We start from the raw sequence: 26,268 nt of genomic DNA on the forward strand, positions 1-26,268 counted from the left end.
CATTATCGTTTGCCCGCTGCAACATCATTTTTGGGCTTTCTGTGGCGAAATCCGGTAAAATGTCATTTTGCATAACCCAATATTAAGGCGCTCGCCTAGGGATTTTTTGCCCGGCTAAGAGCGCCTTTTTCGTAATAGGCCTCCCGTCCCCCTAATGAAGAACATTCGCAATTTTTCAATCATTGCCCATATTGACCACGGTAAATCTACACTTGCTGACCGAATTATCCAATTGTGCGGCGGATTGTCCGATCGCGAAATGGAAGCTCAGGTGCTGGACTCGATGGATATCGAGCGTGAGCGTGGCATTACAATCAAGGCACAAACTGCCGCACTGCACTACAAGTCTCTCGATGGTCAAATATATAACTTGAATCTGATCGATACGCCTGGTCACGTTGATTTTAGCTATGAGGTAAGTCGTTCGCTATCTGCCTGTGAAGGTGCGTTATTAGTGGTGGACGCATCGCAAGGTGTAGAGGCGCAAACCGTTGCAAACTGCTACACAGCAATTGAGCTGGGGGTGGAGGTCGTTCCTGTCCTGAACAAAATTGATTTGCCTTCTGCTGATCCGGATAATGCCATCAATGAAATTGAGGAAGTGATTGGGATTGAGGCTAGTGATGCTGTGCATTGCTCTGCTAAAACCGGATTAGGCGTACAGGATGTACTCGAGTCATTGATCAAAAAAGTACCGCCACCAAAAGGCGACCCAGACGCGCCGCTGCAGGCTTTGATTGTTGACTCCTGGTTTGATAACTATGTCGGTGTGGTGATGCTGGTCCGCATTGTCAACGGAACTTTGCGTCCGAAAGACAAAATCTTGTTTATGGCAACCGAAGCGCAGCATCTGGTTGAAAGTGTCGGCGTATTCACTCCAAAATCATTATCTCGTACCGAACTGACTGCGGGGCAGGTTGGCTTCATTATTGCTGGCATTAAAGAGCTCAAAGCAGCCAAGGTTGGTGATACGATTACTATCGTCGGTACGGCAGCTAAAGAGCCATTGCCGGGATTTAAAGAGGTTCAGCCACAAGTTTTTGCTGGATTATTTCCGGTTGAGGCAAATCAGTATGATGCCTTGCGCGATTCTCTGGAAAAGTTAAAGCTGAACGATGCTGCTTTAATGTATGAGCCCGAGGTGTCACAGGCCTTGGGCTTTGGATTCCGTTGTGGATTCCTTGGCCTTTTACATATGGAGATTGTGCAGGAGCGCCTTGAACGAGAGTTCGACATGGACTTGATTACGACAGCGCCTACCGTAATTTACGAAGTTGTCATGGGTGATGGCAGTATTCTGATGGTGGATAATCCATCCAAAATGCCTGAGCCATCGCGTACAGAGGAGATTCGTGAACCGATCGTGACGGTGAATCTTTATATGCCGCAAGAATATGTAGGAGCCGTCATTACTCTTTGTACTTCGAAACGTGGTGTGCAGCTCGACATGAATTATCACGGCAGGCAGGTGAAACTGACCTATGAAATGCCGATGGCAGAAATCGTACTGGATTTTTTTGATCGTTTGAAGTCGACTTCACGCGGTTATGCGTCGATGGATTACGAATTTAAAGAGTACCGTGCAGCAGATGTGGTCAAAGTGGACATGCTGATTAATAGTGAAAAAGTCGATGCGCTTGCGATTATCGTTCATCGCGCCAATAGCCAATATCGCGGTCGCGCAGTTGCAGCGAAAATGCGTGAGTTGATTCCTCGTCAAATGTTTGACGTAGCAATTCAGGCAGCAATTGGTGCAAACATTATTTCTCGAGAGAACGTCAAAGCTTTGCGTAAAAACGTATTGGCAAAATGCTATGGTGGAGATATAAGCCGCAAGCGTAAACTGCTCGAAAAGCAAAAGGCAGGTAAAAAGCGTATGAAACAAGTTGGTTCTGTGGAAATTCCACAAGAAGCATTTTTGGCAATTTTACAAGTGGATGAGAAATGAGTTTTCAATCGATTTTGGGTAATTTTGCACTGATTCTCTTCGTACTTACCATTGCGACGGGAATTATCTGGTTTTTGGACATGTTCGTATGGAGTAAGCAGCGACGGCTTACAGCAGATCAGGCGCTTGCTGAGTTTGATGGACGTAAAGCTAAGTTAACTTCCGAAGGAATTCGTGTCGAAGAAGGCGGTCGTAACGAATTGGAGTCAAGACTTCTTAAGCAGCCAACTTGGGTTGAATATTCCGGTAGCTTTTTTCCGGTGATTGCCTTGGTGTTCTTTTTACGTTCATTTTTGTATGAGCCGTTTAAGATTCCATCTAGCTCAATGTTGCCGACACTTTTTGTTGGAGATTTGATTCTGGTCAATAAGTTTACTTATGGTATTCGGTTGCCGATTCTTAATAAAAAAGTCATAGAAATTAATAACCCGCAGCGTGGTGATGTCATGGTGTTTAAGTACCCAGAAAATCCGGCAGTGGACTATATTAAACGTGTGGTAGGTGTTCCGGGTGATAAAATAGTGTATAAAAACAAACGATTATCTGTAAATGGTAAAGATATTTCTTACGAGATGTTGCCTGATTTTCTCGACGAGGAGCGACTGAGTTATTCAAAGCAATTAAAAGAAGATTTAACTGGCGTACAACATAGTATTTTGAATGACGAGCAATCACCAGCGTTCGTGCGCGATCCCCACCAATTTCCTTTACGAGAGTTATGCAATTATGACAACGAGGGATTTAGCTGCACTGTACCTGTTGGGCAATACTTTATGATGGGTGACAATCGGGATAATAGTTTGGACAGTCGTTATTGGGGATTTGTACCCGACCAGAATATTGTCGGTAAGGCTTTCGCAATCTGGATGAATTTTAGTCATCTGAAAAGAATTGGTAGTTTTAATTAATTGATTGGAGCGTACATATTATGCAGGCTATGAATAATAGAAAATTGACTCAACAAAGGGGTATTTCCCTTATTGGGTTGATACTTACTCTAGGTGTTTTAGTTGTGATCGCTATGCTGGGCATGAAAGTAGTGCCAACGGTCGTTGAGTATTTGTCAATAAAAAAAGCAATAGTCGCCGCCAAGCAAGCTGGTAGCACAGTGCGCGATATTCAAATTTCATTTGATAAGCAATCTGCGGCCGGATATTTTGATGCCGTAAGTGGTAAAGATTTATCTATTGTTAAAGGTACTGATGGCATGGATGTCAGCTTTGCTTATACCAAAAAAATTCCCCTGTTTGGCCCCGCAAGCTTGTTGTTAGAGTACGAGGGAACCACAGCTAAGAACGGCATCCCCGCTAAAAGGCTGGAATAATCAGAGCTGATATGAACGACCAATTATTGCAAAAAAGGCTGGGGCATCAATTTTCAAATGCGGCGCTACTGCAACAGGCTTTGACGCACCGCAGTCACAGTGGTTTGCATAACGAACGCCTGGAATTTTTAGGCGATTCAATTTTAAATTGCGTTATCGCTTCGTTGTTATTTGATAGTTTTGCAAATATCGATGAGGGAGACCTCTCGCGTGTGCGTGCCAACCTAGTAAAGCAACAATCTTTATATGAAATTGCTCAAAGAATAGAGTTATCTCAGTTTTTACGTTTGGGTGAAGGGGAGTTGAAGTCAGGAGGGTTTCGTCGCCCCTCCATATTGGCAGATACGCTTGAAGCCTTGTTTGGGGCGATTTTTCTTGATGCGGGATTTGATGCTACCCGCGAGGTGATTAGGTCATTATATGCACCAGTGCTAAGCACAGTTGATCCTACTACTCTGGGTAAAGATGCAAAAACCTTACTGCAAGAATTTTTACAGAGTAAAAAAATCGCTTTACCTCAATATAACGTTGTCGCTACTCATGGTGCTGCCCACAATCAAGAGTTTGAAATTGAATGCTTGGTGCCAAAATTGGAAATCCAGGTTTTTGGTGCCGGTGGCAGTCGTCGGGCAGGTGAGCAGGCCGCGGCGAAACTCGCGTTGGAAACAGCGCTGAGCCTATTAGCAAAATCACCTGCATCACGCAAGGCTAAACCTCGCACCTCTCAATTAAAACTTGCCGGTATTGCTACCGTCCAAACTGAGGGGAGTGACGAAAAAAAATTGAATAGTGCCTCACAAAAATCGTTGCTGGATACAGCAAACGATCAAGTTGTGCCCTCCGCTGAACTTAGCGTACCTACCCAACGTCCAAAGACTGCATGATAGATCCATTGAATAACACCGAATTCCGCTGCGGCTATATCGCCATTGTCGGTCGTCCGAACGTTGGTAAATCGACTTTGATGAACACCTTGATTGGCGCCAAAGTCAGCATCACTTCTCGCAAGGCACAGACTACACGTCATCGAATTACAGGTATTCAGACCAAAGATAATACTCAATATGTATATGTCGATACGCCAGGATTTCAGACCAGGCATTCGAATCCTTTAAATCGCACCTTGAACCGTACGGTCACTAATACCTTGACCGCCTCTGATGTAATTCTCTTTATTATTGAAGCGGGCACTTTTGGGGCTGCGGATCAGCAAGTCATCGATTTGTTGCCAAAGAACGTGCCCTGTATTCTGGTGATTAATAAGTCTGATCGTGTTAAGGATAAGGCCGTCATGATGCCTTTTGCACAAAAAATCATGGCTTTATATCCTTTCGCTGCGGTAGTGCCAGTCTCTGCGACTTTGCGTTTTCAGTTAGAGAATTTAGAAGGCGAAATTAAAAAATATTTGCCATTCAATCCGCCGATTTTTGCTGAAGACGACATCACGGATCGTAGTGAAAAATTTTTGGCAACTGAAATTGTTCGGGAAAAATTATTTCGTTTTGTCGGAGATGAGCTGCCCTATACCAGCACGGTGCTGATTGAAAAATTTGAACAGGAAGGTAATTTGCGACGCGTTTTCGTGGCGATCCTAGTCGATAGAAATACACATAAATCAATGGTCATCGGTAATAAGGGTGCGAGATTGAAAGAGATTTCTACGCAATCAAGGCAAGATATGGAGAAGCTATTTGGCGGCCCTATTTATCTTGAAATCTGGGTGAAAGTAAAATCTGGATGGGCGGATAACGAAGCTGGTTTGCGTGCTTACGGTTACGAATAATTTATCTATGAATACCCAGGTGATAGACCTGAATATAGATGATGTAATGCCACTCAATAGCATTACAGATGTACCTTTGAATGTAGTAGTCTCAAAGACATCGAAGGTGCCTGCAAAAAAAACAAGCTCGACTGCGCGTCCAGTAAGAGTTGTTACTAAAGATATTCGTATTTTTGGTCAACCCGGTTTTGTGCTTCATTCCTATCCCTATAAAGAAACTAGTCTGATCATCGATGTATTCACGCGTGATTACGGTCGCTTGGCTTTAGTGGCAAAGGGGGCAAAGCGACCACATTCTCAATTACGCAATATCTTACAAACTTTTCAGCCTTTAACGATGGCTTGGAGCGGGAAGTCAGATATTAAGACGCTGAGCGCAGCAGAGTGGGTAGGTGGCATGCTGCCGTTAGAGAAATCCGCGTTGCTGTGCGGATTTTATCTGAATGAATTGCTCGTCAAGTTTTTAGTTCGGGATGAGCCTCATCCTGAGTTATTTGACCAATATGTATCAACACTCAATCAGCTTGCGCATAATGAGCCTGCGCTGACTGTCTTGAGAAAATTTGAACATACCTTATTACAGCAGTCCGGTCTGGTCGGGGATCTTACCCGCTGCACTCTGACCCAAATGACGGTTTTTCCTCAAGAAAATTATGTGGTGGATCCTGAGCGTGGAGCCCGGCCTGCCAGAGCTGCGGATACCAGCCCCAGGGTGAAAGGTAAAACTCTGTTGGATATGCATACAGGCGATTATCAGGATCCTACAACGCAATCTCAAAGTAAAATGTTGATGCGCTTTTTACTGGCGCATCATTTGCACGGCGCGTCTCTGAATACGCGCCAAATGCTGATTGATCTGCAGAATCTATGAACATACATCAACAAACTCAAACAATTGACCTAGGTATTAATATCGATCATGTTGCTACCTTGCGAAATGCCCGTGGCACGAGTTATCCAGATCCTTTAGATGCAGCCTTGATGGCGGAGGAAGCAGGGGCGGATTGCATTACCCTGCACATGCGTGAAGATCGACGTCATATCAAAGATGCAGATGTTGAGCGCATTCGTCCTCGCCTGATCACCCGCATGAATCTTGAGGCTGCGGTCACCAATGAAATGATTGATTTTGCTTGCAAGATCCAGCCTCAAGACGTCTGTTTGGTGCCGGAACGTAGAGAGGAAGTCACCACGGAAGGCGGCTTGGATGTGGTGAAATATTTTGTCCAGGTACAAGCTGCAGTGCGTCAGTTGCAAGAAAAAAATATACGCGTCAGTCTATTTATTGATTCCGACGTTCAGCAAATTCAAGCTGCGTCAGAAGTCGGTGCTACTGTGATTGAGATTCATACCGGTCGTTATGCTGATGCGCATAATGACGTGCAGCGACTGGCTGAATTGCAGCGTGTCAAACTAGGTGCCTTTGAGGGAGTCAGGCGCGGACTCAAGGTCAATGCCGGCCATGGTTTGCATTACTCAAATGTTCAGGCTATTGCATCGATTCCTGATATCACTGAACTCAATATTGGACATGCTATCGTTGCCCAGGCAGTTTTTGTAGGCTGGAAAAAAGCAGTCAGTGATATGAAAGCGATCATGACGCGAGCCAGATTACATCACCTTTAATCGGATACAAATGATCTACGGTATTGGTACCGATATTCTGCAAATTTCACGTATCGAAGCTGCGTTGCAGCGTCATGGTGATCGTTTTGCAGAGAAGATTTTGGGCCCAGAAGAATTAAAGAAATACTATAGCCGCAAGGCCAAAGTGGAGGTCCGAGGTTTACGTTTTTTGGCGACTCGTTTTGCGGCGAAAGAGGCCTTTTCCAAAGCAATTGGCTTAGGTATGCGCATGCCGATGACTTGGCGATCTGCGCAAATAATAAACGCACCTAGTGGGCAGCCGATTCTGGTAACTCATGGTGCATTAGCCGATTGGATGCGCGAGCAAGACTTAACAGTGCGAGTCTCTATCACCGATGAGGCAGACTATGCTGTGGCATTTGTGATTGTTGAAAAAAATATTTCACATGGCTGATCAGTCTCCACAATCTCCAGTAATGTCAGCTCCAACGGTAGATGCGCGCAGTACGGTGCTTGATACCGTCGCTAAGCTTCCGAATCTGCCCGGCGTGTATCGGTACTTTGACATGCAAGACCAGGTGCTATACGTCGGCAAGGCACGTGACCTCAAAAAACGTGTTTCCAGTTATTTTCAAAAGACTTTAAGCAGTCCCCGCATTGCTATGATGGTCGAAAAAATCGCCAGATTAGAAACGACAGTAACGCGCAGTGAGGCAGAAGCCTTAATCCTTGAAAATAATTTGATCAAGGCTTTACGCCCACGTTATAACATTCTATTTCGAGATGATAAGTCTTATCCCTATCTGAAGATAACAAATCAAACATCGCCGCGCATGACATACTACCGTGGTGCTGTCGATAAAAAACATCAATACTTCGGGCCATTTCCTTCCGGTTGGGCGGTCAAGGAGTCAATGCAAATTTTGCAGAAAGTGTTCTTGCTGCGAAGCTGCGAAGATAGCGTTTTTTCGAATCGTACTCGCCCTTGTTTGTTGCATCAGATTCATCGTTGTAGCGCACCTTGTGTCGATATTATTTCGCATGAAGACTATATGGCAGATGTTGACAATGCTTCCAAATTTTTGCGTGGGCGACAATCTGAAGTAATGCAAACGCTAGAGCAGAAAATGCTGGCGTATGCGCAAGATCTGAAATTTGAACAAGCTGCGGTTGTACGAAATCAAATGTCTGCATTGTCAAAGGTTCTGCATCAGCAAAGCATGGAAACGACAGGCGATGCCGATATAGACATCATTGCAGTGATTGTCGAAGGCGGACGTGCTTGCGTGAATCTGGCCATGGTACGCGGCGGTCGCCATCTTGGTGATCGTGCTTATTTTCCTGCTCACGTCGATGATGCGCAACTGGCGATGGAAGACTCGATTGAAGTCGAAGTCTTATCGGCTTTTTTGGCGCAGCATTATGTCGATCAGTTTATTCCTTCGACTTTGATTTTAAATGTTGAGCTGGATGCACCAGATCTTATTCTGGCGCTGACAGCGCAATGCGGGCATAGGATTCACCTGTCGTTTCAGCCTCAGGAGCAGCGCCGTGCCTGGTTGGAAATGGCAGTCAAGGGTGCGCAATTGGCACTTGCGAGAATGTTGTCTGAGCAAGGGTCTCAGCAATCCAGAACTCGTGCGTTAGTTAGTGTGCTGGAGCTAGAGGTGGAGGACCTTGAGGCGCTGCGTGTAGAATGCTTTGATATCAGTCACACTCAGGGCGAGGCGACCCAAGCCTCCTGCGTGGTATTTCATCACCATGCAATGCACAACGGGGAATATCGTCGCTATAACATCAATGACATTACGCCCGGCGATGATTATGCCGCCATGCGTCAGGTCTTAATGCGGCGTTATGAGAAAGTCGCGAATGGCGATGGCGTGATGCCGGATGTCGTTCTGATTGATGGCGGTAAAGGGCAAGTCGAAATGGCACGGCAAGTGTTTGTCGAGTTGGCACTAGATATCAGCTTGATTGTCGGAGTTGCGAAAGGTGAGGGGCGTAAAGTAGGTTTGGAGACGCTGATTTTTGTAGATGGCAGAGCAGAGAAAGAATTAGGTAAGGAATCTGCTGCGCTGATGCTCATCGCGCAAATCCGCGATGAGGCGCATCGCTTCGCTATTACCGGCATGCGCGCCAAGCGCGCTAAGGCAAGGCAAACATCGCAGCTAGAAGAAATTGAAGGCGTCGGACCAAAGCGTCGGCAACGATTATTGGTAAGGTTTGGTGGGTTAAAGGGAGTCTCCGATGCGAGTGTGGATGATTTGGCTTCAGTCGACGGCATTTCCCGTCAATTAGCTGAAGAAATTTACAAGCGATTGCGTTAGACAAATATAATACAAAAATTAATAGGTAAATACCTTACGCAAATCATCCATGCCTTTCAATATTCCTATCTTGCTCACCTGGTTACGCGTCGCGCTTATTCCGCTAGTAGTCGGCGTTTTTTATTTGCCTGATACCTGGCTGAGTTCTTTTGACAGGGGGCTGGCCTCTACTCTGGTGTTTATCGTCGCGGCAGTTACTGACTGGTTTGATGGGTTTCTCGCACGTCGCTGGAACCAGACCTCTGCGTTTGGTGCTTTCCTCGATCCGGTTGCTGATAAATTGATGGTGGCAGGCGCTTTGTTGGTGCTGGTTCAGCTGGACCGTGTCAACGCAGTCATTGCTTTTGTAATCATCGGACGTGAGATCACGATCTCCGCATTGCGTGAATGGATGGCGCAAATCGGGGCGTCAAAATCGGTAGCTGTAAGCTCCTTAGGTAAGATTAAAACGACCGCACAAATGGTCGCTATCCCTATGTTGCTGTATTACGATGTACTTTTTAATGTGATTGATACAGCATACTGGGGCGCATGGCTGCTCCTGATTGCAGCTGTGTTGACTGTGTGGTCCATGTTTTATTATTTGCGGCGCGCATGGCCTTTAATCAAAGAGACAACGGACAAAATGTCTTGACAGAGTAATTGGCTGATATATAATGTGCGCCTGTCGTTGATGCGGGAGTAGCTCAGTTGGTAGAGCGCAACCTTGCCAAGGTTGAGGTCGAGAGTTCGAGACTCTTCTCCCGCTCCATTAATGACAGAATGTAAGAAAAGATTCTGCGGGAGTAGCTCAGTTGGTAGAGCGCAACCTTGCCAAGGTTGAGGTCGAGAGTTCGAGACTCTTCTCCCGCTCCAGATTTTTTTAAGCATGTATAGTTTGTTTCGAATGCGGGAGTAGCTCAGTTGGTAGAGCGCAACCTTGCCAAGGTTGAGGTCGAGAGTTCGAGACTCTTCTCCCGCTCCAGAATTTGAAGGGAAGCAGAGCTTCCCTTTTTTATTCAGCGAGTTGGCTGAAATAAGTTTTAGATGTAAAGTGGTATTCGGGACTTGATAATCCAAGTCAGGCTCTTCACTTTAAAATTACAGTTTTGGCGGGATAGCAAAGAGGTTATGCAGCGGCCTGCAAAGCCGTTTAGAGCGGTTCGATTCCGCTTCCCGCCTCCATTTACAGCGCCTTAGGCGTTTGATAGGCTTTGATGGATGGTGCATTAGCACTGTTCTTTAAGTAGCGTGCCCGAGTGGTGAAATTGGTAGACACATCGGACTTAAAATCCGCCGCTTTCCTTAAACGGGGCGTGCCGGTTCAATTCCGGCCTCGGGCACCAAAAGTACGTTTCAGGCAGTACCGGTAAGAATTTAAACCCGCATTACTCACTATGAGAATGCGGGTTTTTTGTTTCATGACGTGCCAAGCAGTTTCTTGACAGCCCACGTTTTTGACGGTATCTATGACGGTATCTGAGAAAAATTCAGATACCGTCAAACTCAGATACCGTCAAAACCGCCGATATGTGATGCACTCTCATAGGGGAAATATCGAAAATGCCTAAGCTTGTTACCCCACTCACCGACCCCGCCCTCAGGAACGCTAAAGCCAAAGACAAACCCTATAAATTATCGGACGGTGGCGGCTTGTATTTGTTGGTTAAGACTGTCCATAAAGAAACCGTTAAGTATTGGCGTTTGGATTACCGCTTCAATGAAAAGCGCCTTACCTTGGCGTTTGGTAAATACCCTGATGTGTCACTGGTTGTTGCCAGATCCAAGCGTGCAGAGGCAATGGCGTTATTGATGACCGGTACTGACCCCAGCGATACACGCAGAGCAGAGCGGGTAGAGCAGATCGAGCAAAGAGAGGCCGTCAAGCGAGAGGCCAACGGATTGCCCGTGGTTGATTCTTTTGAGGCTGTTGCTTTAGAGTGGTTCGATGCCAAGATAAAACCGCTGTCCGCTAGCCACAGTGGCCGCTCTTTGGCTTACCTAAACAATGACCTGATACCTTACTTAGGTAAATTGCCTATGGCTGAGATCAAGGCACCTGCCTTACTGGAATGCTTGCGCCGTATCGAAGCCAGAAAAAACAAACAGGGCAAACCCGTCACCGAAACCGCAAATCGTGTGCGCGAGCAAATGGGGCAGTTGTGGCGCTATGCAATCGCCACAGGCAGGGCGGAGCGAGATATAGCTGCTGATTTGCGTGGTGCTCTGGAAGCCCACGTACAAAAGAATTTTTCGCACATCACTGACCCAAAGCTACTAGGCCAGCTCATGCGCGATGTAGAAGGCTACAGCGGCGCACCTGTCACAGTCGCGGCCTTGCGCTTGCTGCCCTTGGTGTTTGTGCGACCTGGTGAGTTTAGGGCGGCACGGTGGCAAGACATCAATCTTGAAACTAGCGAATGGCGCTACTTCAGCTCAAAAACAAAAATAGATCACATAGTGCCGTTGGCTTCGCAAGTCGTTGACCAGCTACGGGCGTTGCAGCCGCTTACTGGCATGGGTGACTATGTGTTTGGTGTGCGGGCAGGGCAGCGGCCGCTCTCTGAAACCACGATCAATCAAGCATTGAAGGCATTGGGCTACAGCAGTGACATTATCCACCCGCACGGCTTCAGACATACGGCAGCTACCATGTTGGCAGAGCTGGGCTGGGATGAAAATACAATTGATCGCCAGCTATCCCACTTGGTGCAAGGTGTTAAAGGTGTTTATCAAAAAGCCAAATACATAGATGACCGGCGCAGGATGATGCAGGCATGGGCAGATCATATAGACCAGCTAAAGAAGGGCGCAATCATCATCCCGTTACGTACTGCCTGATGTGAATCTGCCCCAGCAACGACCAAAAAAGCCGCAAACCCAGCGGCTTTTTTTACGGCTTAATGCAAGAAAAAAGGCTAGACAGCACAAATAGCAGGTGTAACGGTGTAACCAAGAGAGAAAAAGGGCAAAAAGCAAGGCTGGGCTTAGTTCTTGTAGATACACTTTATATATAAATAGGTGTATCCAAGGTGTATCTATAGTGTAACCACTAAAAAATGAGCACCATTTTATGCGGGTTTGCGGGGCAAAAACGGCGGGAGGCTGCACCGAACATAGTTCTTGTATTCTTAATCGTCATTAACCACTTGCTGGCACGTAGTAAAACCAAGCGCGGGCGAGTTTCTGGCGCGACTCACCTCCCGCCAAATTTGCAACGAATAGTAGTTGCACTATTTTAGAGCAATATATGTACAATATTTTGTACATATATAGAGACTCCCCATGCGAGTAGTTAGCTATTCCGAAGCACGTAACCCCCTTAAAACCGTCATCGATGGCGTTATTGATGATGCCGACATTACGATAATTAATCGTCGTGATGGCGGTGACGCAGTATTGATGTCGCTTGATCGTTACCAGCAAATGGAAGAAACACTTTATTTACTCTCATTGCCCAGCTATGCAGCAAGGCTGGCTGAATCAATTAAACAATATCGAAGCGGTAAAGTGAAAAAACGTTCTTTGATAGCGGCTGAATGATGAGCCGCCGTTTATGTTTTATCGATAAGGCGTGGGGTGAATACGTGTACTGGCAAGGCCAAGATCGGAAAACACTCAAGCGAATTAACACGCTGATAGAAGCAACTAGTCGCGAACCATTTGAAGGCATAGGCAAACCTAAGGTGCTTTTAGGCGATATGTCGGGATTTTGGTCTAGGCGAATCGATGAGCGTCATAGACTGGTTTATGCAGTTGATGACTATGATTTGACTATATTGGCCTGTCGTTATCAATACGGAGAATGAGTCATGGATAGGGAAATGGAACAATATCAAATTGATCGTCTGGAATCATCGCGTTACCTGGCTCAAGAATTGGAGCAATGGAAATTTACCGCCCCAAATTGGCTCAATGAATCAGAGTACCCAGATCATAAAGACATAGACGATTTGCAGTTTTGGGCATGGCAATTTTTAAGACGCAATAAGAATTATCATTTTATTTGGCTGCAATATGTTGAAGCGTTAAATGCTGTCATACGGCGTTTGCCAGAATTGAAGCCGATTTTACGTGGGCGTACAGTTGCAAATTCTGTTTGCGATGATTACACCAATGAGGCCGAGAAAGCGAATTATTGGCGTTTAGACGCAATCGCTAGCCAGCAGCGTGAATTAAATGTATTCAGTGGAATAGGCTTATTACACGATGAAACAACAGTGAATGAGTGGCGGGAAAGATTAAGCGCTTCAGGGGAAATTCAAAATGCAAGTGTTGAATCATTAGAGTCTTATCTTGGCGAAAAATGGGGACTTACTTGCCTAACGAACCCAAACTACTCTGAATTAACCGGACGTTCGAATTTTACAACCTGTGGTATCTGGCATCGGTATGCTTGGAATGATCCATCTCACCGCTATAAAAAATATTTGACCGACCCAGTATATGATTTGCGCTTGCCTGTTGACGTACTTAAAAGGCAGTTTGAAAATGTACTAAAGGAAAAAAAAGAAAGAGAAAAAAAAGGCTTGTTTGTAAGTGTTAAGGTTCGCCCTGTATTGCCTAAGTATCGTGATTATTTACGTGTATTGGATGCATTAGAATGCGGGTTGACACACGAGGAAATCGCCAAGAAATTACAGCCTAAAATTGATATTGCTCTAGCAAAGAAAAACGTTACTGCATGGAAAAAAGCAGCGAAAAAGTTAGTTGAAAAAGACTATCTCGACCTGCCAGCACATATGATTTTAAAAAAGTCAAGTACACATAGTTAGCATCAATTATCTGTAGGTTACTCGCCAACTCTAACACTCCAAAATTCGCCCTGTTCCTGTCCGATTCTGGACGGAACGCCAGAACCGCCCAATGTCGGACGGAACGGCAAACATAACAGGTGCGAATATGACGAATCAAAAACCATCCCCCGCCCGCCTCTTGCGTCTTCCCAGCGTACTAGATCGCGTGCCACATTCAAAAACATCTATTTACAGATTAATCAGAGAGGGCACGTTTCCAAAGGCTGTACGCCTTGGAGTTAATTCTGTCGCTTGGCTGGAATCTGACATAGACGCTTATATCAATTCATTCGTAAACATGGAGATGAAATGAGAAAGCGTAAAAAGACTAGGCCAACAAAGCTTAGGAAGCGCCATAGCGCTATGCGAATTGATCACATTGGGAATCAAAAGTTAAAAGCGTTTATTTGCGGCATACAGCATACAAGCGAACTAAGAGATGAGCTTAGTGCTGTCGGACTGAGTTTGCGTGATGCAAGTGGACTAACGCAATGTCAAACGCTATTACTGGTATTGCAGTACCTGGGCGCTAGAGGTATGAATACTCTTGAGGGTATTGCTTGCGGCTTCCTTCGTATCGCAACGCGTGTGCAGGAATTGGAGGCTGACGGGCACATTATCCATTCAATCAAGGAGCGTGCAATTGATGCCGGTGGCCTAGTACATGCAGGTATTGCCCGCTACATATACAAAGGCATGAAGCCTATTGACGACCGGCAAGGCTCCCTTGATTTAAATGAGGCATATCTATGAGCCGAAAATTAATAGGGCACAACGTGAATGCTGAATTTCTTGGGGAAATAAAGGCAGATATAGGCTACTTTTATTTGGAGTTATATAAAGAGTCTAGTAGCGTACCAGAGCTATTTTTTCATCCTATTATTGCATGGGCTTTAGAGAGTCAAACCTACTGTCCATATCCGGTAACGTTAAGCGGAGTTCAAACCGAGAATATATCTATATTACGGCCTGATGGCATTGTCTCCATGCCGATATCTGGCGGGTATTGCGATAGCGTAGAAGAATGGCTTACCCACGAAAACGCTCTTGATGCAATTGTACATGGAGGGGCGAAGCGGTGAATAACTCCCTTGCAATCCCACTAAACAAGGTTTACTCTTCGATTGTCACTGAAAAAGAAGTGTCCGAGTATGAGAGCTCGAAATGTACAAGGCGAACAAGCCGCCCTGCGGCTATTATTTTGTTCGTGTATACCCTTGTTGCGCCTTCAATGGACGGCAATGGTAGGGAAGCCGCAAGGCTTGCCGGTTGCCTTGTACGCCGGTCTCTCAACCCTACTATTTGCCGTCCACCCTATTTGAGAGTGGGGAACGGTTTAACCGTACAAGGAGCAACACATCATGTCTAGCAAATTCACCACTATTAAAGCCGCTCGTAGAAGCTACCGGCCAGAAATCAAGCCCGCATCATTTGAAGCACTGCCGTTTGTGCTGCGGCTAAAGCGCAGCGATAAAAAACTACACAATAAATGGCATGTGATACCAACTGATGATTACGGTCTTGCCTGTGCGAACGGCACAGAATACGCAGCCCATTTTGCGCAATACCTCAAAGATAATCCCTGCATGGTGGGCAGTAATTTGCTGGGGAATATCGTGGCAGATATTGACTTTAGTGATACGACTGCCACCAAGGGTTATTGGGTGGGCTTATTCTCGCATCTGGAGCGTTTAATCTATGCGGCGGCAAGGGACACAGATGTGTTTGCGAACGTGGATGAGGTGCATGCATTCAATGCCAACCTACGCGCTAAGATCGAGCTGGAAACGCAAGAAAATACGAATGCAAATTATGCCTTAGCTCAATCGCAAAAAATCAAATTGCCGATTGAAAACGCACAGACGGTAATTAGTGATGCAAATATGGGAGATGATCATGCCAATGTTATTGCACCAAAAACATCCAAAACATCGTCCATTCGTACTGCGACTAAAAGCGATGCAAAATCTTTACTTGATTCTTTGAGCGAAGATGAAATCAAATTTATGATGAATGTTCGGTCTTTGTGCATTGCGCACCAAGAGCATTTACGAAGAATAGCGCAAGCGTTGCGCGATAAACGTAGTGCTGAGACGCGTCCTGCTTTATCTATTGTAAAAACGGCTTCTATCTCTTCAATTGATGGAGGTGATTATGCGTAAGTCATCTGATATATCAGTCAAACAACAAGCGATTTTGCCTAATCTGGCTGGTATGCATTTGCCGCCTGTCGCATTGGCAATTGATGCTCGATATCAGTTCGCGGTGGACTGTGGTGCTTATGCTGCGATGGTCTTTTTTGAAGAGCATCCAGATATCGCCTTGCATACTCATTTGCCCGCTTCTCTGGCATGTTTTCAGCAGAATGTGCGCCAAACTGTTGCCAGTTTGGATGTGGTTATGACTGGCAGAGATCAGCCTGTTATTGATGCGTTTGTAGCGGGCTATCTGGGGCGCATACAGCAAGAGTTACGCACCATGCACCCAGCACCGCAAAGCGTCCGTCACGACGACGAACCCGCCTACCACTAACAGGATATTCAGCATGAAAATGAAAGCTGCCTTGAGCAGTAAGGGGTTTCTGTTGCCCAAAATATTGAGAGGTCAATCATGAGTAACGCATTTCAAGAGCGCCCCAGCCGTGACGCGACACAAGCCGCGCTCACCTTTATCCCGCCGGATGATCGTGACTTATGGCTTAAAGTCGGTATGGCGCTTAAGGCAGAGTTTGGGGAGGATGCCTTTGACCTGTTTGATACGTGGAGTCAGCGGTCAGAGAGCTATGCTCTGGATGCAGTTAAATCCGTGTGGAAGGGATTTAAGGCGGGCGGCAAGATCGGCATAGGGACATTGCTGTATGAAGCCAAGCAACACGGCTTTAACATCAAAGATCATGCACCGGCCAAGTCAATGAGCTCTGAGGAAGTGGTAAGGCAGCAGCAAGAGCGGGCGCAACGCTTGGCCGATGACAAGGCAGAGATAGAGCGCAAACAAGCAGCGGCTGCTAGCTTGGCGGCCAAGGCTTGGTCTGATGCCAAAACACGCGGTGATTCTACTTACTTGCAAAAGAAAAAAGTCACTGCCTACAGTGTACGGTTTGTGACTGGCAAAGGTGGCGATACCTTGCTCATCCCTTTACACGATGCCAGCGGCAAGCTGTGGAATTTACAGCGAATTTTTGCCAATAGTGACAAACGGTTTTACACCGGCGGGCGGGTATCTGGCTGTTTTCATGTGCTGGGTGATGTTGGCGCGTCTGACTGGCTCTTGATTGCTGAGGGCTACGCCACCAGCGCAACGCTGTTAGGGGCTACTGGCTACGCCGTAGCGATTGCCTTTAGTGCGAGTAATATTCATCACGTTGCAGCGGCCATGCGTGAGCGTTACCCCGATAAACGCATCCTGATTTGTGCAGACGATGATAGCCTGACCGAGCAAAAGACCGGAAAAAATACCGGCGTCATCGCAGCTACTAATGCGGCCAAGATGGTGAATGGAAGATGGTGCAAGCCACTGGGTTTGCCAGATGGTGGCAACGACTTTAACGACCTGATGCATTTATTTGGAATCGAGGAAGTTAAAAAGCAGATCGCAGCCGTAACGCAATTTCCAGTAGCGGCATCAACAACGAACGAAGCCATAAGCAGTGCGCCACAATCCGACCAGATCAACGCACAGGCGGCGATTGTCGCACCGTTGATGGTTGGTAAGGAAAGTACAGAAAAAACGCTTGTGAAACCACGCCAAACCAGCAATCGCAAACCCGCCGGTGAAGGACGAACATCAAAGCCGTTTTTTACTAACAATCCTGAAGGCGTATTTTTCCATAACTTCCATGAGGGCGAACCATTGCCCGCCCTAAAAATCTGTTCTGCCTTAGATGTAATCGCAAAGACCCGTGATGCGGCAAATGGTGAATGGGGTTATCTATTGGAATTTAGCGACCCAGATGGACATACAAAACGCTGGTCTATGCCTGCAAAAATGTTGTCCGGTGACGGTACGCAATATCGGGCTGATTTACTCTCAATGGGTTTAATGATCGAACCTGGACTTAAGGTAAAAAATCATCTGACCACATATATTCAAACAGCCGATGTAAGCGACCGTGTACGCTGTGTTGATCGCACTGGCTGGCATGGTGATGTGTATGTGATGCCGGATAAAACGATTGGTGACGGAGATGAGCAAGTGCTATTTCAGACCGTAGGTGGCACGGTGTCGCCATTTAGGCAGCGCGGTACATTAGATGAGTGGCAAGCCAATATCGGTGTGCATTGTCGTGGCAATTCCCGCTTGCTGTTTTTTGTGTCTGCTGCATTTGCATCAACCTTACTCCATCATGGCAACGTGCCTAGTGGTGGGTTCCACATCTGGGGCGATAGTTCTACCGGAAAAAGTACGGCGGTGATTGTTGCCGGTTCGGTCTTTGGTGGCGCAGATTATAAAAAGAGCTGGCGAGCAACTGACAATGCGTTAGAGCCAACGGCGCAGCAATACTCTGATGCGTTGCTGATACTTGATGAACTGGCGCAAGCTGACCCGAAGACCGTAGGTAACGTGGTCTACATGCTAGGCAATGAGGCGGGCAAAGGACGGGCAACACAAAATGCCACTGCCAAGCGAATTGCTACATGGAGGCTGTTATTTGTCAGTGATGGCGAAATACCTTTAGCTACGCACATGGCCGAGGCTGGCAAGACGACCAAGGGCGGGCACGATGTGAGGATGTCGCATATCAATGCAGATGCAGGTAAGGGGTTCGGTGTATATGAGACTGTCCATGAATTTGCAGGCGGTGCGGCTTTATCTGCTCACTTGGTCAAGATGGCGCAGCAGTATTACGGTGTCGCAGGCTTGGCCTTCATTGAGTGGGCGGTATCGCAATCAACGGGTTTGCGTTCTATCTTGGAGCAGGAGATCAGCGATTATATGAAAACGATTTGCCCGAAGGATGCACACGGCCAGGTGTCACGGGTTGCAATGCGATTTGCTTTAGTTGGCGTTGCCGGTGAGTTTGCTACCGCGATAGGTATTACAGGGTGGGATGCGGGTGAAGCAAAAGAGGCGGCTACTACTTGCTTTAATGATTGGCTTGCTAGTCGTGGTGGTGCCGGTGACCTGGAGCATGATCGGATGTTGTCCTTACTGCCTGACTTTATCCGCACCAACGGTGATGCGCGGTTTGGCTGGAAGCATAGGGAGATGGATGATCATGCACCAAAGATCATTAATCAGGCAGGCTTTAGACGTATGGTCAGCAAGGGCGGAAAGCCAATAGATAGCAACACAGACCACGGCAAAGAGTATGGCGATAAGCTGCACCCTGATGAGGCAGATGGAGCGACCATTGAATACTTTATCTATCCTAAAGTGTTTAGGGATGAAGTATGCAAGGGCTATGATGCAAGAGCTGTCTCGGCCAAGTTGGTGAGTGCTGGGGTATTTGAGGTCGGCAAGGATGGTAAGAACAGCCAGACTGCGAAGTACGCCGGAACACAAGGCCGATACTACAAAGTATCGAGCGAGAAGCTTAACGAGTTGCATTTGAGCTAGCTTAGTTGATCGGCGGCGCGGCCTTTTGGGGGCTGGTGGTGATTACCACTTGCGCGGCAAAAAACAGTCATTGAATGTATTTATACCAAGAATAGGGGTAAATATGCATTCAGTGACTGTTTTAATATTAATTTGATAGTGAAAATATTCTGAAATACATTATTTATACAGAATAAATAGTCTGCGATACACCAGATACACCTCTTATCATTTAGATACACCTTGCCGGTGTATCGCTGAAAGCATTGCTGTGTAAGGCTTTGCGGCTGATTGATAGTGCCGGTTACACCGTTACACCGAAAAAAGAAGGCTAGCCAATTCGATTGCAGGGTTTGCCCCGTGATTTTCTGGCGTGATTTTACAAGCGTAGTATCTGTGCGGGTTTGCAGGCTAAAAGCAATGTGAGACTGCACCGGCGTTACGTTTTATTCATGGCCTAGCCCCCCTATTAAGGTACTTCCAGATGGGTGCAAAGTAAGGGTAATTCTAACCTCGTCATTTCACTAGCGGCTGGCAATACAAATTCCTTACATCTATCCTGACTATCGTGTAAGGGAGGGTGGGTACAATCCCTGGAGACGCAAAAAAACAAGACCGGCCTTAGCTACTTTTTTTGTGTGCGCAGGTATTGGAGGTGGGGGGGGCTGGAAGTCTAAGCAATACCCGCCGGAAACCGACTGTTCATCCTGAATTTTATGGAGTGTAGAAACTACCCCCTGGGGGTTTGAGAATCGTTGCTGCTTAACTTTCCGAAGGTACTTTTTTGGTCTTCGAGTGCGGGGGCGCGAAGAGCCCGCTTTTTCTCCAGATGTCTAGCGATTGCATGCTTCCTTCCTTTTAGGTGTTCCTGATTTGCGATATGATGGCGGCGGTTTTTATTTGCGTAGAATTTGCGGTGCTTGAGATCAAAAAGGCAATAAATCAGGGGCAGCATTCAGTTTTGACGGTACTAGTGACGGTACTTGTGAATTTCTAAAATGCAATGTCATTGATTTTTAAGGAGTTTTTTTGTTGTTTCTATTCCGGCCTCGGCACCAATCGCTATAAGAAATACAAACCCGCACTTCTGGTCACAGGAGCGCGGGTTTTTTTATGCTGTTACACTAAGTTTTTGACCCTGTTGAGAATGCATATGGAAGCAACCAAAGTCATTGAATTTGAACGTCCGCAGATGGATTCTGGAACCAGCTGTACTGCTGCGGCATGGGCGCGTGTCCCGGACGCGCCCAATGCGGCAGAAAAAGAGCAACTGAAAGTGCGCATCAAGCAATTGCTGCGCGAAAAACAGGCTGTCTTGGTCGCGCATTATTATGTTGATGCTGACTTACAGGATCTGGCAGAAGAGACGGGCGGTTGCGTCTCTGATTCTCTGGAGATGGCACGCTTTGGACGTGATCATGTGGCAAAAACTTTGATCGTTGCTGGTGTTAAATTTATGGGTGAGACAGCAAAAATCCTCAGCCCTGAAAAAACGATTTTGATGCCGGATCTCGACGCGACCTGCTCGCTGGACCTCGGTTGTCCGTCGGATGAGTTTGCTGCATTTTGTGATGCGCATCCCGATCGTACTGTGGTGGTATATGCCAATACCAGTGCCGCTGTTAAGGCACGTGCTGACTGGATGGTGACATCAAGTATCGGTCTGGATATCGTGGCGCATTTGCATGCGCAAGGTAAAAAAATTCTGTGGGCACCAGATAAGCACTTGGGCTCTTATATACAGCAGAAGACGGGCGCTGATATGTTGCTGTGGCAGGGTTCCTGTCTGGTGCATGATGAGTTTAAAGGGATTGAGCTTGATGTGTTAAAAGCAGAGCATCCTAACGCTAAGGTGTTGGTGCATCCGGAGTCGCCGGCGGCAGTGGTGGCGCTGGCAGATGTGGTTGGCTCGACGTCTCAAATGATTCATGCGGCCAAAACTATGAATGCAACAGAATTCATTGTGGCGACGGACAACGGCATCTTACACAAAATGCAGATGGCAGCGCCAGGTAAAAAATTTATCGTCGCGCCGACAGCGGGCAATAGTGCCACTTGTAAGAGTTGCGCCCATTGCCCATGGATGGCGATGAATGGTTTGCGTAATTTATTGCAGGTACTCGAGCGAGGGCATAATGAAATTCAAGTCGATCCTGTAATCAGTGTCAAGGCAAAGTTGTGCATCGATCGTATGCTGGATTTTGCAGCGGCAAAAAAAGCGAATGTGCGCCCGGGCGGGGATTTGGCTAAAGAGCAAAAATTGTTTTCAGGGATAGGTCCAGCATGAGTCATTCCATGAGTAATCTGAAAAATGTATTCGCACCGTTTGATGCGGATTTGTCAGCGGCGTTTGAGCGTAATATCGCAGATGCTATTGCCGAGGATGTGGGTGGCTGTGATGTGACTGGGTTGCTGGTTCCGGAAGACCAGATGGTATTGGCGCAAGTGATTGTGCGCGAAGAGGCGGTGCTGTGTGGTGCGCCCTGGTTTGATGCCGTGATGGCAGCGCTGGATAGTCGTATTAAAGTCGATTGGATGTGGGAGGAGGGTGCATTGATGACGGCGAATAGCCAGGTGTGCAAAATAACAGCTCCTGCAAGTGCCTTGCTGACTGCTGAGCGCAGCGCGCTGAACTTCTTGCAATTGCTGTCTGGTGTGGCAACGGTAACGCGTCAGTACGTCACCTTGATTGCGGGCACTGCCGCGGCGATTCTTGATACACGAAAAACCCTACCAGGGCTGCGTCTCGCACAAAAATATGCGGTGCGAGTGGGTGGTGGTAAAAATCAGCGTCTGGCTTTATACGATGGTATTCTCATTAAGGAAAATCATATTGCAGCGGCAGGTGGTATTGAGGCAGCGATGCAGGCTGCGCACGCCTTGCAGGCAGATGTAAGCATACAAATTGAGGTCGAAAGTCTGGAACAGCTGCAAACGGCCTTGCGAGCAGGTGCTGCGTCGATTCTTCTAGATAACTTTAGTACCGAGATGATGCGGGCTGCTGTGGATCTGAATGCCGGTCGTGCTTTGCTGGAAGCATCTGGTGGCGTTGATAAAAATTCAGTGCGTGCGATTGCCGAAACAGGTGTGGACAGGATTTCGATCGGTAGTCTGACCAAAGATATCAAGGCTACGGATTATTCATTGCGTATTATCTGATTTTTACAATACTCCCCACCTATAGATATAAAAACAGGCTTGATCCGCACTGTTTGGTTGTGTGTTAAATAATACTGGGTAGCAGTATATTTTTCTTGGCAGGATGCTGTAATCCAAAATAGATAAAAAACGCGTTACGGTGTTGGCGATAACACGGTAGCGCGTTTTGATTTTTGTAGTACTGCAGACTATTTTTTTCGCTTCGGTGATAAGACTGTCGGCAGCGCTTTTGGCAACGTATCCGGATAATCGCGACTAAAATGTAGGCCACGGCTTTCTCTACGCGACAGCGCGCTATTCACGATCAGTGAGGCGACGTCAACCAGATTCCGCAATTCAAGCAAATTGTTTGAGATACGGAAATTCGCGTAGTACTCGTCGATCTCTTCCTTCAGCAAACGGATACGGTGCTTGGCGCGCTCCAGTCGTTTATTGGTCCTGACGATACCAACGTAATTCCACATAAAGCGTCGCAACTCATCCCAGTTGTGGGCGATCACGACTTCTTCGTCGGCATCGGATACACGGCTTTCATCCCAGGCGGGCAGGTTTGGTGAGGCAGTTTGTTCTTGTGCTGCGATATGTTGGGCTGTGGCTTTGCCAATGACCAGACATTCGAGCAAAGAATTGCTGGCAAGCCGGTTCGCTCCGTGCAGTCCGGTATAAGCAGTCTCGCCAACGGCGTACAAGCCCGGTAAATCCGTTCTGCCAGTCGTGTCGGTGACGATGCCGCCGCAGGTGAAGTGCACAGCAGGGACGACGGGAATAGCTTGTTTTGTGATGTCGATACCCAGCTCCAGGCAGCGAGCATAAATCATCGGAAAATGTTCTTTTAAAAATTCCGGTGGCTGATGTGTGATATCCAGTTCAACATAATCTAGCCCGCGCTTTTTCATCTCGAAGTCAATTGCCCGCGCAACTACATCGCGTGGCGCAAGTTCTGCGCGTGCATCATGATCCAGCATAAAACGCGCACCGGCACTCGTGCCAGCTTCGGCGGGCAGTTTGAGAATGCCGCCCTCGCCGCGTACAGCTTCGGTGATCAAAAATGATTTAGCGTAAGGGTGATACAGACAAGTTGGGTGAAATTGCATGAACTCCATATTCGCAACACGGCAGCCAGCGCGCCATGCCATTGCAATGCCGTCGCCTGTCGCCGTATCCGGATTGGTTGTATAGAGATAGACCTTACCCGCGCCGCCAGTCGCCATCACCGTATGCTGCGCCTCAAAGGTATGTACTTTTCCAGTTTTAACATCTTGTACATACAAGCCCAGGCAGCGCGGGGTTGCCGAGGTCTCGCCCAGTTTGGCGGAGGTAATGACGTCGATGGCGTAGTGATGTTCAAACAAGCTGATATTCGGATGTGCACGTACGATTTGCTCCAGAGTCAATTGTACGGCGTGACCCGTCGCATCGGCTGCATGAATGATACGGCGCTGGCTATGGCCGCCTTCACGAGTCAGATGGAAGCCCAGTTCGGCGTCGTCGTCGCGTGTGAATGGCACGCCTTGCTCAATCAGCCAGTCAATCGCTTCGCGGCCATGTTCAATGATGTAGCGGGTGGCACCTTCGTCACACAAGCCGCCACCGGCGATCAATGTGTCGGAGATGTGTTGTTCATGGCTGTCGTGCGAATCAAGTACTGCGGCAATGCCACCTTGTGCCCAGTCGCTGGCGCCATCAAGCAAGGCGCGTTTTGAAATCACTGCGACTTTACGCGTTTTGGCGAGATGCAGCGCGACGGATAAACCAGCGAGGCCACTGCCTACAATTGCAACATCAAATTTCATATATATTCTTTGAGCATGTTGAACAAACAACGATGAAAACACTAACTATAGGCGAAATCAAGAAAGTTGGAGGAAACACACAAAATGCTAAGCTGAAACAAAAGCCTGGCAGAGCAGGCTTTTAGGGATGTCAAATATTTACTCAGTGGTATGCGTCCAGAAATTTTTTTCGATTTCTCAACATATCAATCAATAATCACCGGTCGTACTTTTGCCGCTGCTGCTTTAGCGAGCGTTCTTGCCGTATCGGTATCTTTGGCTGTTGCCAGTGCCACGCCCATGCGGCGGCGGCTAAAGGACTCTGGCTTCCCAAAAAGGCGGATATCCGTACCTTCAACCTGTAATGCTTCTGCCACGCCTTCAAAGGCAATCGCTTTGTGGTTATGTTGTCCGTAGATGACGGCAGAGGCGGCAGGACTGCGCAAGCTGACATTGACTGGCAATCCAAGGATGGCCTTAGCGTGTAATTCAAATTCGCTTTGCACCTGGCTCGACATGGTTACCATGCCTGTGTCATGCGGGCGAGGGCTGACTTCTGAAAACCAGACCATCTCATCTTTGACGAATAATTCCACACCAAACAAACCGATTCCGCCCAGATCATCGGTCACTTTTTTTGCGATATCACGAGCCCGTTCTAATGCTTTGTTATGCATAATTTGCGGCTGCCATGACTCGACATAGTCGCCTTGTACTTGAACATGGCCGATAGGCTCACAGAAATGCGTTTCGATCTGACCATCGCGACCCATTGCACGTACCGTCAGCAGGGTGATTTCGTATTCAAAATCAATGAAACCTTCGACAATAACGCGGCCGGAGTTCACGCGACCACCTGCTGCTGCGTAATCCCATGCAGCCTGCACTTCATCTGCGCTATCAATCTTGGATTGGCCTTTGCCTGATGAGGACATGACTGGTTTGATAATGCACGGAAAGCCGATCTCGTTGCATGCTGCCTGCAGTTCTTCAAGGCTGTCGGCAAAGCGATAAGGGGAGGTCGGGAGAGCCAGAGTTTCAGCAGCAAGACGCCGAATGCCTTCGCGGTTCATTGTTAGCCACGCAGCGCGAGCCGTAGGGATGACGCGGGCTTTGCCGGTTTTTTCTAATTCCATCAACATGGGCGTAGCGATTGCTTCGATTTCCGGGACGACCAGATCGGGCCGCTCTTTTTCAATCAGGCTGGCAAGTGCCGCGCCATCTGTCATATCTATTACATAGGCGCGGTGCGCAACCTGGTGTCCGGGCGCGTTTTCGTAGCGATCAACTGCGATGACTTCGATCCCCAGACGTTGCAGAGAAATGATGACTTCTTTGCCTAATTCGCCCGAGCCGAGGAGCATGACTTTGGTCGCATTTACGGAAAGAGGTGTGCCGAATTGCTGTATGGTTTTCATAAATTGTTTCTCCGGATGATTGATTAATTTGCGGAATAATTTCTTCGATCAAAAATAGCGTTTTGATTAAATAGTTTGATTCGATGGTTTAAAACAACAGGCCTTATCTTGTCCGATTATGCTGTTTTGAGGGTATATGCATGCTAAATCCGAATTTCGAAATTATACTTTTGATTTCACAAAGAAAACCCAAGAAGATTGTAGGAAAACGCTGCAAACCGCTTGACACAAGGCTTTCCGGCTTGATTTAATACTGGATGCAGATTTTCTGCCTGCCGTGATAGATGGCCGACCAATAAATAATCGAATACATCATCGCGAAGTTAAACTAGACTTTTGTGAGGAGGACGTAAGTGAATAAAACTGAATTGATCGATCACATTGCGAAAACAGCTGATATTTCAAAGGCAGCATCATCACGTGCATTAGATGCAGTGATTGGCGCAGTTAAATCAACATTGAAAAAAAGTGGCACAGTGACTCTGGTCGGCTTTGGCACATTTTCTGTTGGTAAACGCGCAGCAAGAACAGGCCGTAATCCACGCACTGGTGAAGCAATCAAGATCAAATCTGCTAAGGTTCCTAAATTTAAGCCTGGCAAAGCTTTGAAAGATGCGGTAAACTAATGGACTTCGTG

Annotated in this window: 25 protein-coding genes and 5 tRNA genes; 28 read left to right on the top strand and 2 right to left on the bottom strand. The window is 47.2% G+C overall.

Translation table 11 applies throughout. The features are described from left to right. Positions 1-154: 154 nt before the first annotated feature. From lepA to nadC, 27 genes are all read left to right on the top strand, one after another. Positions 155-1,948 carry a translation elongation factor 4 gene (lepA, locus tag ACO0LE_RS08425; protein WP_422959954.1) on the top strand — a complete coding sequence of 598 codons (1,794 nt, stop codon included), beginning with the start codon at positions 155-157 and terminating at the stop codon, positions 1,946-1,948. Further along, positions 1,945-2,856 (top strand): signal peptidase I, encoded by a 912-nt coding sequence (lepB, locus tag ACO0LE_RS08430; RefSeq protein ID WP_422959955.1) that lies wholly within the window; start codon positions 1,945-1,947, stop codon positions 2,854-2,856. Before lepA ends, lepB begins: the two co-directional genes overlap by 4 nt. A gap of 29 nt (positions 2,857-2,885) precedes the next feature. Beyond that, complete coding sequence (locus tag ACO0LE_RS08435; RefSeq protein ID WP_422959956.1) at positions 2,886-3,272, top strand: DUF4845 domain-containing protein; 387 nt, start codon at positions 2,886-2,888, stop codon at positions 3,270-3,272. A gap of 11 nt (positions 3,273-3,283) precedes the next feature. Beyond that, on the top strand, positions 3,284-4,156 hold the full coding sequence (gene rnc / locus ACO0LE_RS08440; RefSeq protein ID WP_422959957.1) for a ribonuclease III: 873 nt from the start codon (positions 3,284-3,286) through the stop codon (positions 4,154-4,156). Continuing rightward, a complete protein-coding gene (gene era, locus ACO0LE_RS08445; RefSeq protein ID WP_422959958.1) occupies positions 4,153-5,055 on the top strand; it encodes a GTPase Era in 903 nt (300 codons plus the stop codon). Before rnc ends, era begins: the two co-directional genes overlap by 4 nt. Positions 5,056-5,101: 46 nt before the next feature. After that, positions 5,102-5,926 (top strand): DNA repair protein RecO, encoded by an 825-nt coding sequence (gene recO / locus ACO0LE_RS08450; RefSeq protein WP_422959959.1) that lies wholly within the window; start codon positions 5,102-5,104, stop codon positions 5,924-5,926. Then, complete coding sequence (gene pdxJ, locus ACO0LE_RS08455) at positions 5,923-6,681, top strand: pyridoxine 5'-phosphate synthase (RefSeq protein WP_422959960.1); 759 nt, start codon at positions 5,923-5,925, stop codon at positions 6,679-6,681. Before recO ends, pdxJ begins: the two co-directional genes overlap by 4 nt. A gap of 10 nt (positions 6,682-6,691) precedes the next feature. Further along, the gene (acpS, locus tag ACO0LE_RS08460; protein WP_422959961.1) at positions 6,692-7,096 is read left to right on the top strand and encodes a holo-ACP synthase; all 405 of its coding nucleotides are present in this window, start codon (positions 6,692-6,694) and stop codon (positions 7,094-7,096) included. Between the two features lie 22 nt (positions 7,097-7,118). Next, positions 7,119-8,972, top strand: a complete 1,854-nt coding sequence (uvrC, locus tag ACO0LE_RS08465) for an excinuclease ABC subunit UvrC (protein ID WP_422959962.1) — start codon at positions 7,119-7,121, stop codon at positions 8,970-8,972. 49 nt (positions 8,973-9,021) lie between these two features. Further along, positions 9,022-9,606 (top strand): CDP-diacylglycerol--glycerol-3-phosphate 3-phosphatidyltransferase, encoded by a 585-nt coding sequence (gene pgsA / locus ACO0LE_RS08470; RefSeq protein ID WP_422959963.1) that lies wholly within the window; start codon positions 9,022-9,024, stop codon positions 9,604-9,606. Positions 9,607-9,647: 41 nt separating this feature from the next. After that, positions 9,648-9,723: transfer RNA gene (locus ACO0LE_RS08475), tRNA-Gly, on the top strand. A 28-nt stretch (positions 9,724-9,751) separates the two neighbouring features. After that, positions 9,752-9,827, top strand: a tRNA-Gly gene (locus tag ACO0LE_RS08480). A gap of 33 nt (positions 9,828-9,860) precedes the next feature. Beyond that, positions 9,861-9,936 (top strand) — tRNA-Gly (locus ACO0LE_RS08485). A 126-nt stretch (positions 9,937-10,062) separates the two neighbouring features. After that, positions 10,063-10,136, top strand: a tRNA-Cys gene (locus ACO0LE_RS08490). Positions 10,137-10,204: 68 nt separating this feature from the next. Beyond that, a tRNA-Leu gene (locus ACO0LE_RS08495) sits at positions 10,205-10,297 on the top strand. Positions 10,298-10,514: 217 nt separating this feature from the next. Beyond that, the gene (locus ACO0LE_RS08500) at positions 10,515-11,792 is read left to right on the top strand and encodes a tyrosine-type recombinase/integrase (protein ID WP_422959964.1); all 1,278 of its coding nucleotides are present in this window, start codon (positions 10,515-10,517) and stop codon (positions 11,790-11,792) included. Positions 11,793-12,236: 444 nt separating this feature from the next. After that, positions 12,237-12,494: a type II toxin-antitoxin system Phd/YefM family antitoxin gene (locus ACO0LE_RS08505; RefSeq protein WP_422959965.1), complete on the top strand. Its 258-nt coding sequence runs from the start codon at positions 12,237-12,239 to the stop codon at positions 12,492-12,494. Then, complete coding sequence (locus ACO0LE_RS08510) at positions 12,491-12,760, top strand: Txe/YoeB family addiction module toxin (RefSeq protein WP_422959966.1); 270 nt, start codon at positions 12,491-12,493, stop codon at positions 12,758-12,760. The genes ACO0LE_RS08505 and ACO0LE_RS08510 overlap by 4 nt, the downstream gene beginning before the upstream one ends. A gap of 3 nt (positions 12,761-12,763) precedes the next feature. Then, on the top strand, positions 12,764-13,726 hold the full coding sequence (locus tag ACO0LE_RS08515; protein WP_422959967.1) for a hypothetical protein: 963 nt from the start codon (positions 12,764-12,766) through the stop codon (positions 13,724-13,726). A 127-nt stretch (positions 13,727-13,853) separates the two neighbouring features. Beyond that, complete coding sequence (locus ACO0LE_RS08520; protein WP_422959968.1) at positions 13,854-14,060, top strand: helix-turn-helix transcriptional regulator; 207 nt, start codon at positions 13,854-13,856, stop codon at positions 14,058-14,060. 50 nt (positions 14,061-14,110) lie between these two features. Next, the gene (locus ACO0LE_RS08525; protein WP_422959969.1) at positions 14,111-14,500 is read left to right on the top strand and encodes a hypothetical protein; all 390 of its coding nucleotides are present in this window, start codon (positions 14,111-14,113) and stop codon (positions 14,498-14,500) included. Beyond that, entirely contained in the window at positions 14,497-14,829 is a 333-nt protein-coding gene (locus ACO0LE_RS08530) for a hypothetical protein (RefSeq protein ID WP_422959970.1), read from the top strand. Before ACO0LE_RS08525 ends, ACO0LE_RS08530 begins: the two co-directional genes overlap by 4 nt. A gap of 279 nt (positions 14,830-15,108) precedes the next feature. Continuing rightward, positions 15,109-15,909 (top strand): hypothetical protein, encoded by an 801-nt coding sequence (locus ACO0LE_RS08535; RefSeq protein ID WP_422959971.1) that lies wholly within the window; start codon positions 15,109-15,111, stop codon positions 15,907-15,909. After that, positions 15,902-16,279 carry a hypothetical protein gene (locus tag ACO0LE_RS08540; RefSeq protein ID WP_422959972.1) on the top strand — a complete coding sequence of 126 codons (378 nt, stop codon included), beginning with the start codon at positions 15,902-15,904 and terminating at the stop codon, positions 16,277-16,279. Before ACO0LE_RS08535 ends, ACO0LE_RS08540 begins: the two co-directional genes overlap by 8 nt. A 78-nt stretch (positions 16,280-16,357) precedes the next feature. Further along, positions 16,358-19,303 carry a DUF927 domain-containing protein gene (locus ACO0LE_RS08545; protein WP_422959974.1) on the top strand — a complete coding sequence of 982 codons (2,946 nt, stop codon included), beginning with the start codon at positions 16,358-16,360 and terminating at the stop codon, positions 19,301-19,303. A gap of 1,126 nt (positions 19,304-20,429) precedes the next feature. Next, complete coding sequence (gene nadA, locus ACO0LE_RS08550) at positions 20,430-21,569, top strand: quinolinate synthase NadA (protein ID WP_422959975.1); 1,140 nt, start codon at positions 20,430-20,432, stop codon at positions 21,567-21,569. An 8-nt stretch (positions 21,570-21,577) separates the two neighbouring features. Beyond that, positions 21,578-22,441 carry a carboxylating nicotinate-nucleotide diphosphorylase gene (nadC, locus tag ACO0LE_RS08555; RefSeq protein ID WP_422959976.1) on the top strand — a complete coding sequence of 288 codons (864 nt, stop codon included), beginning with the start codon at positions 21,578-21,580 and terminating at the stop codon, positions 22,439-22,441. Positions 22,442-22,629: 188 nt separating this feature from the next. On the opposite strand, the gene nadB is transcribed toward nadC, so the two are convergent. Both nadB and purT read right to left on the bottom strand, forming a co-directional pair. Then, entirely contained in the window at positions 22,630-24,234 is a 1,605-nt protein-coding gene (gene nadB / locus ACO0LE_RS08560) for an L-aspartate oxidase (RefSeq protein ID WP_422959977.1), read from the bottom strand. A 185-nt stretch (positions 24,235-24,419) separates the two neighbouring features. Next, the gene (gene purT / locus ACO0LE_RS08565; RefSeq protein ID WP_422959978.1) at positions 24,420-25,631 is read right to left on the bottom strand and encodes a formate-dependent phosphoribosylglycinamide formyltransferase; all 1,212 of its coding nucleotides are present in this window, start codon (positions 25,629-25,631) and stop codon (positions 24,420-24,422) included. A gap of 353 nt (positions 25,632-25,984) precedes the next feature. On the opposite strand from purT, the gene ACO0LE_RS08570 reads away from it, so the two are divergent. Beyond that, positions 25,985-26,257, top strand: a complete 273-nt coding sequence (locus ACO0LE_RS08570; protein WP_422959979.1) for an HU family DNA-binding protein — start codon at positions 25,985-25,987, stop codon at positions 26,255-26,257. Positions 26,258-26,268: the final 11 nt, after the last annotated feature.

Source organism: Undibacterium sp. Xuan67W, assembly GCF_049340165.1.
In the GTDB taxonomy this organism is placed as follows: domain Bacteria; phylum Pseudomonadota; class Gammaproteobacteria; order Burkholderiales; family Burkholderiaceae_D; genus Undibacterium.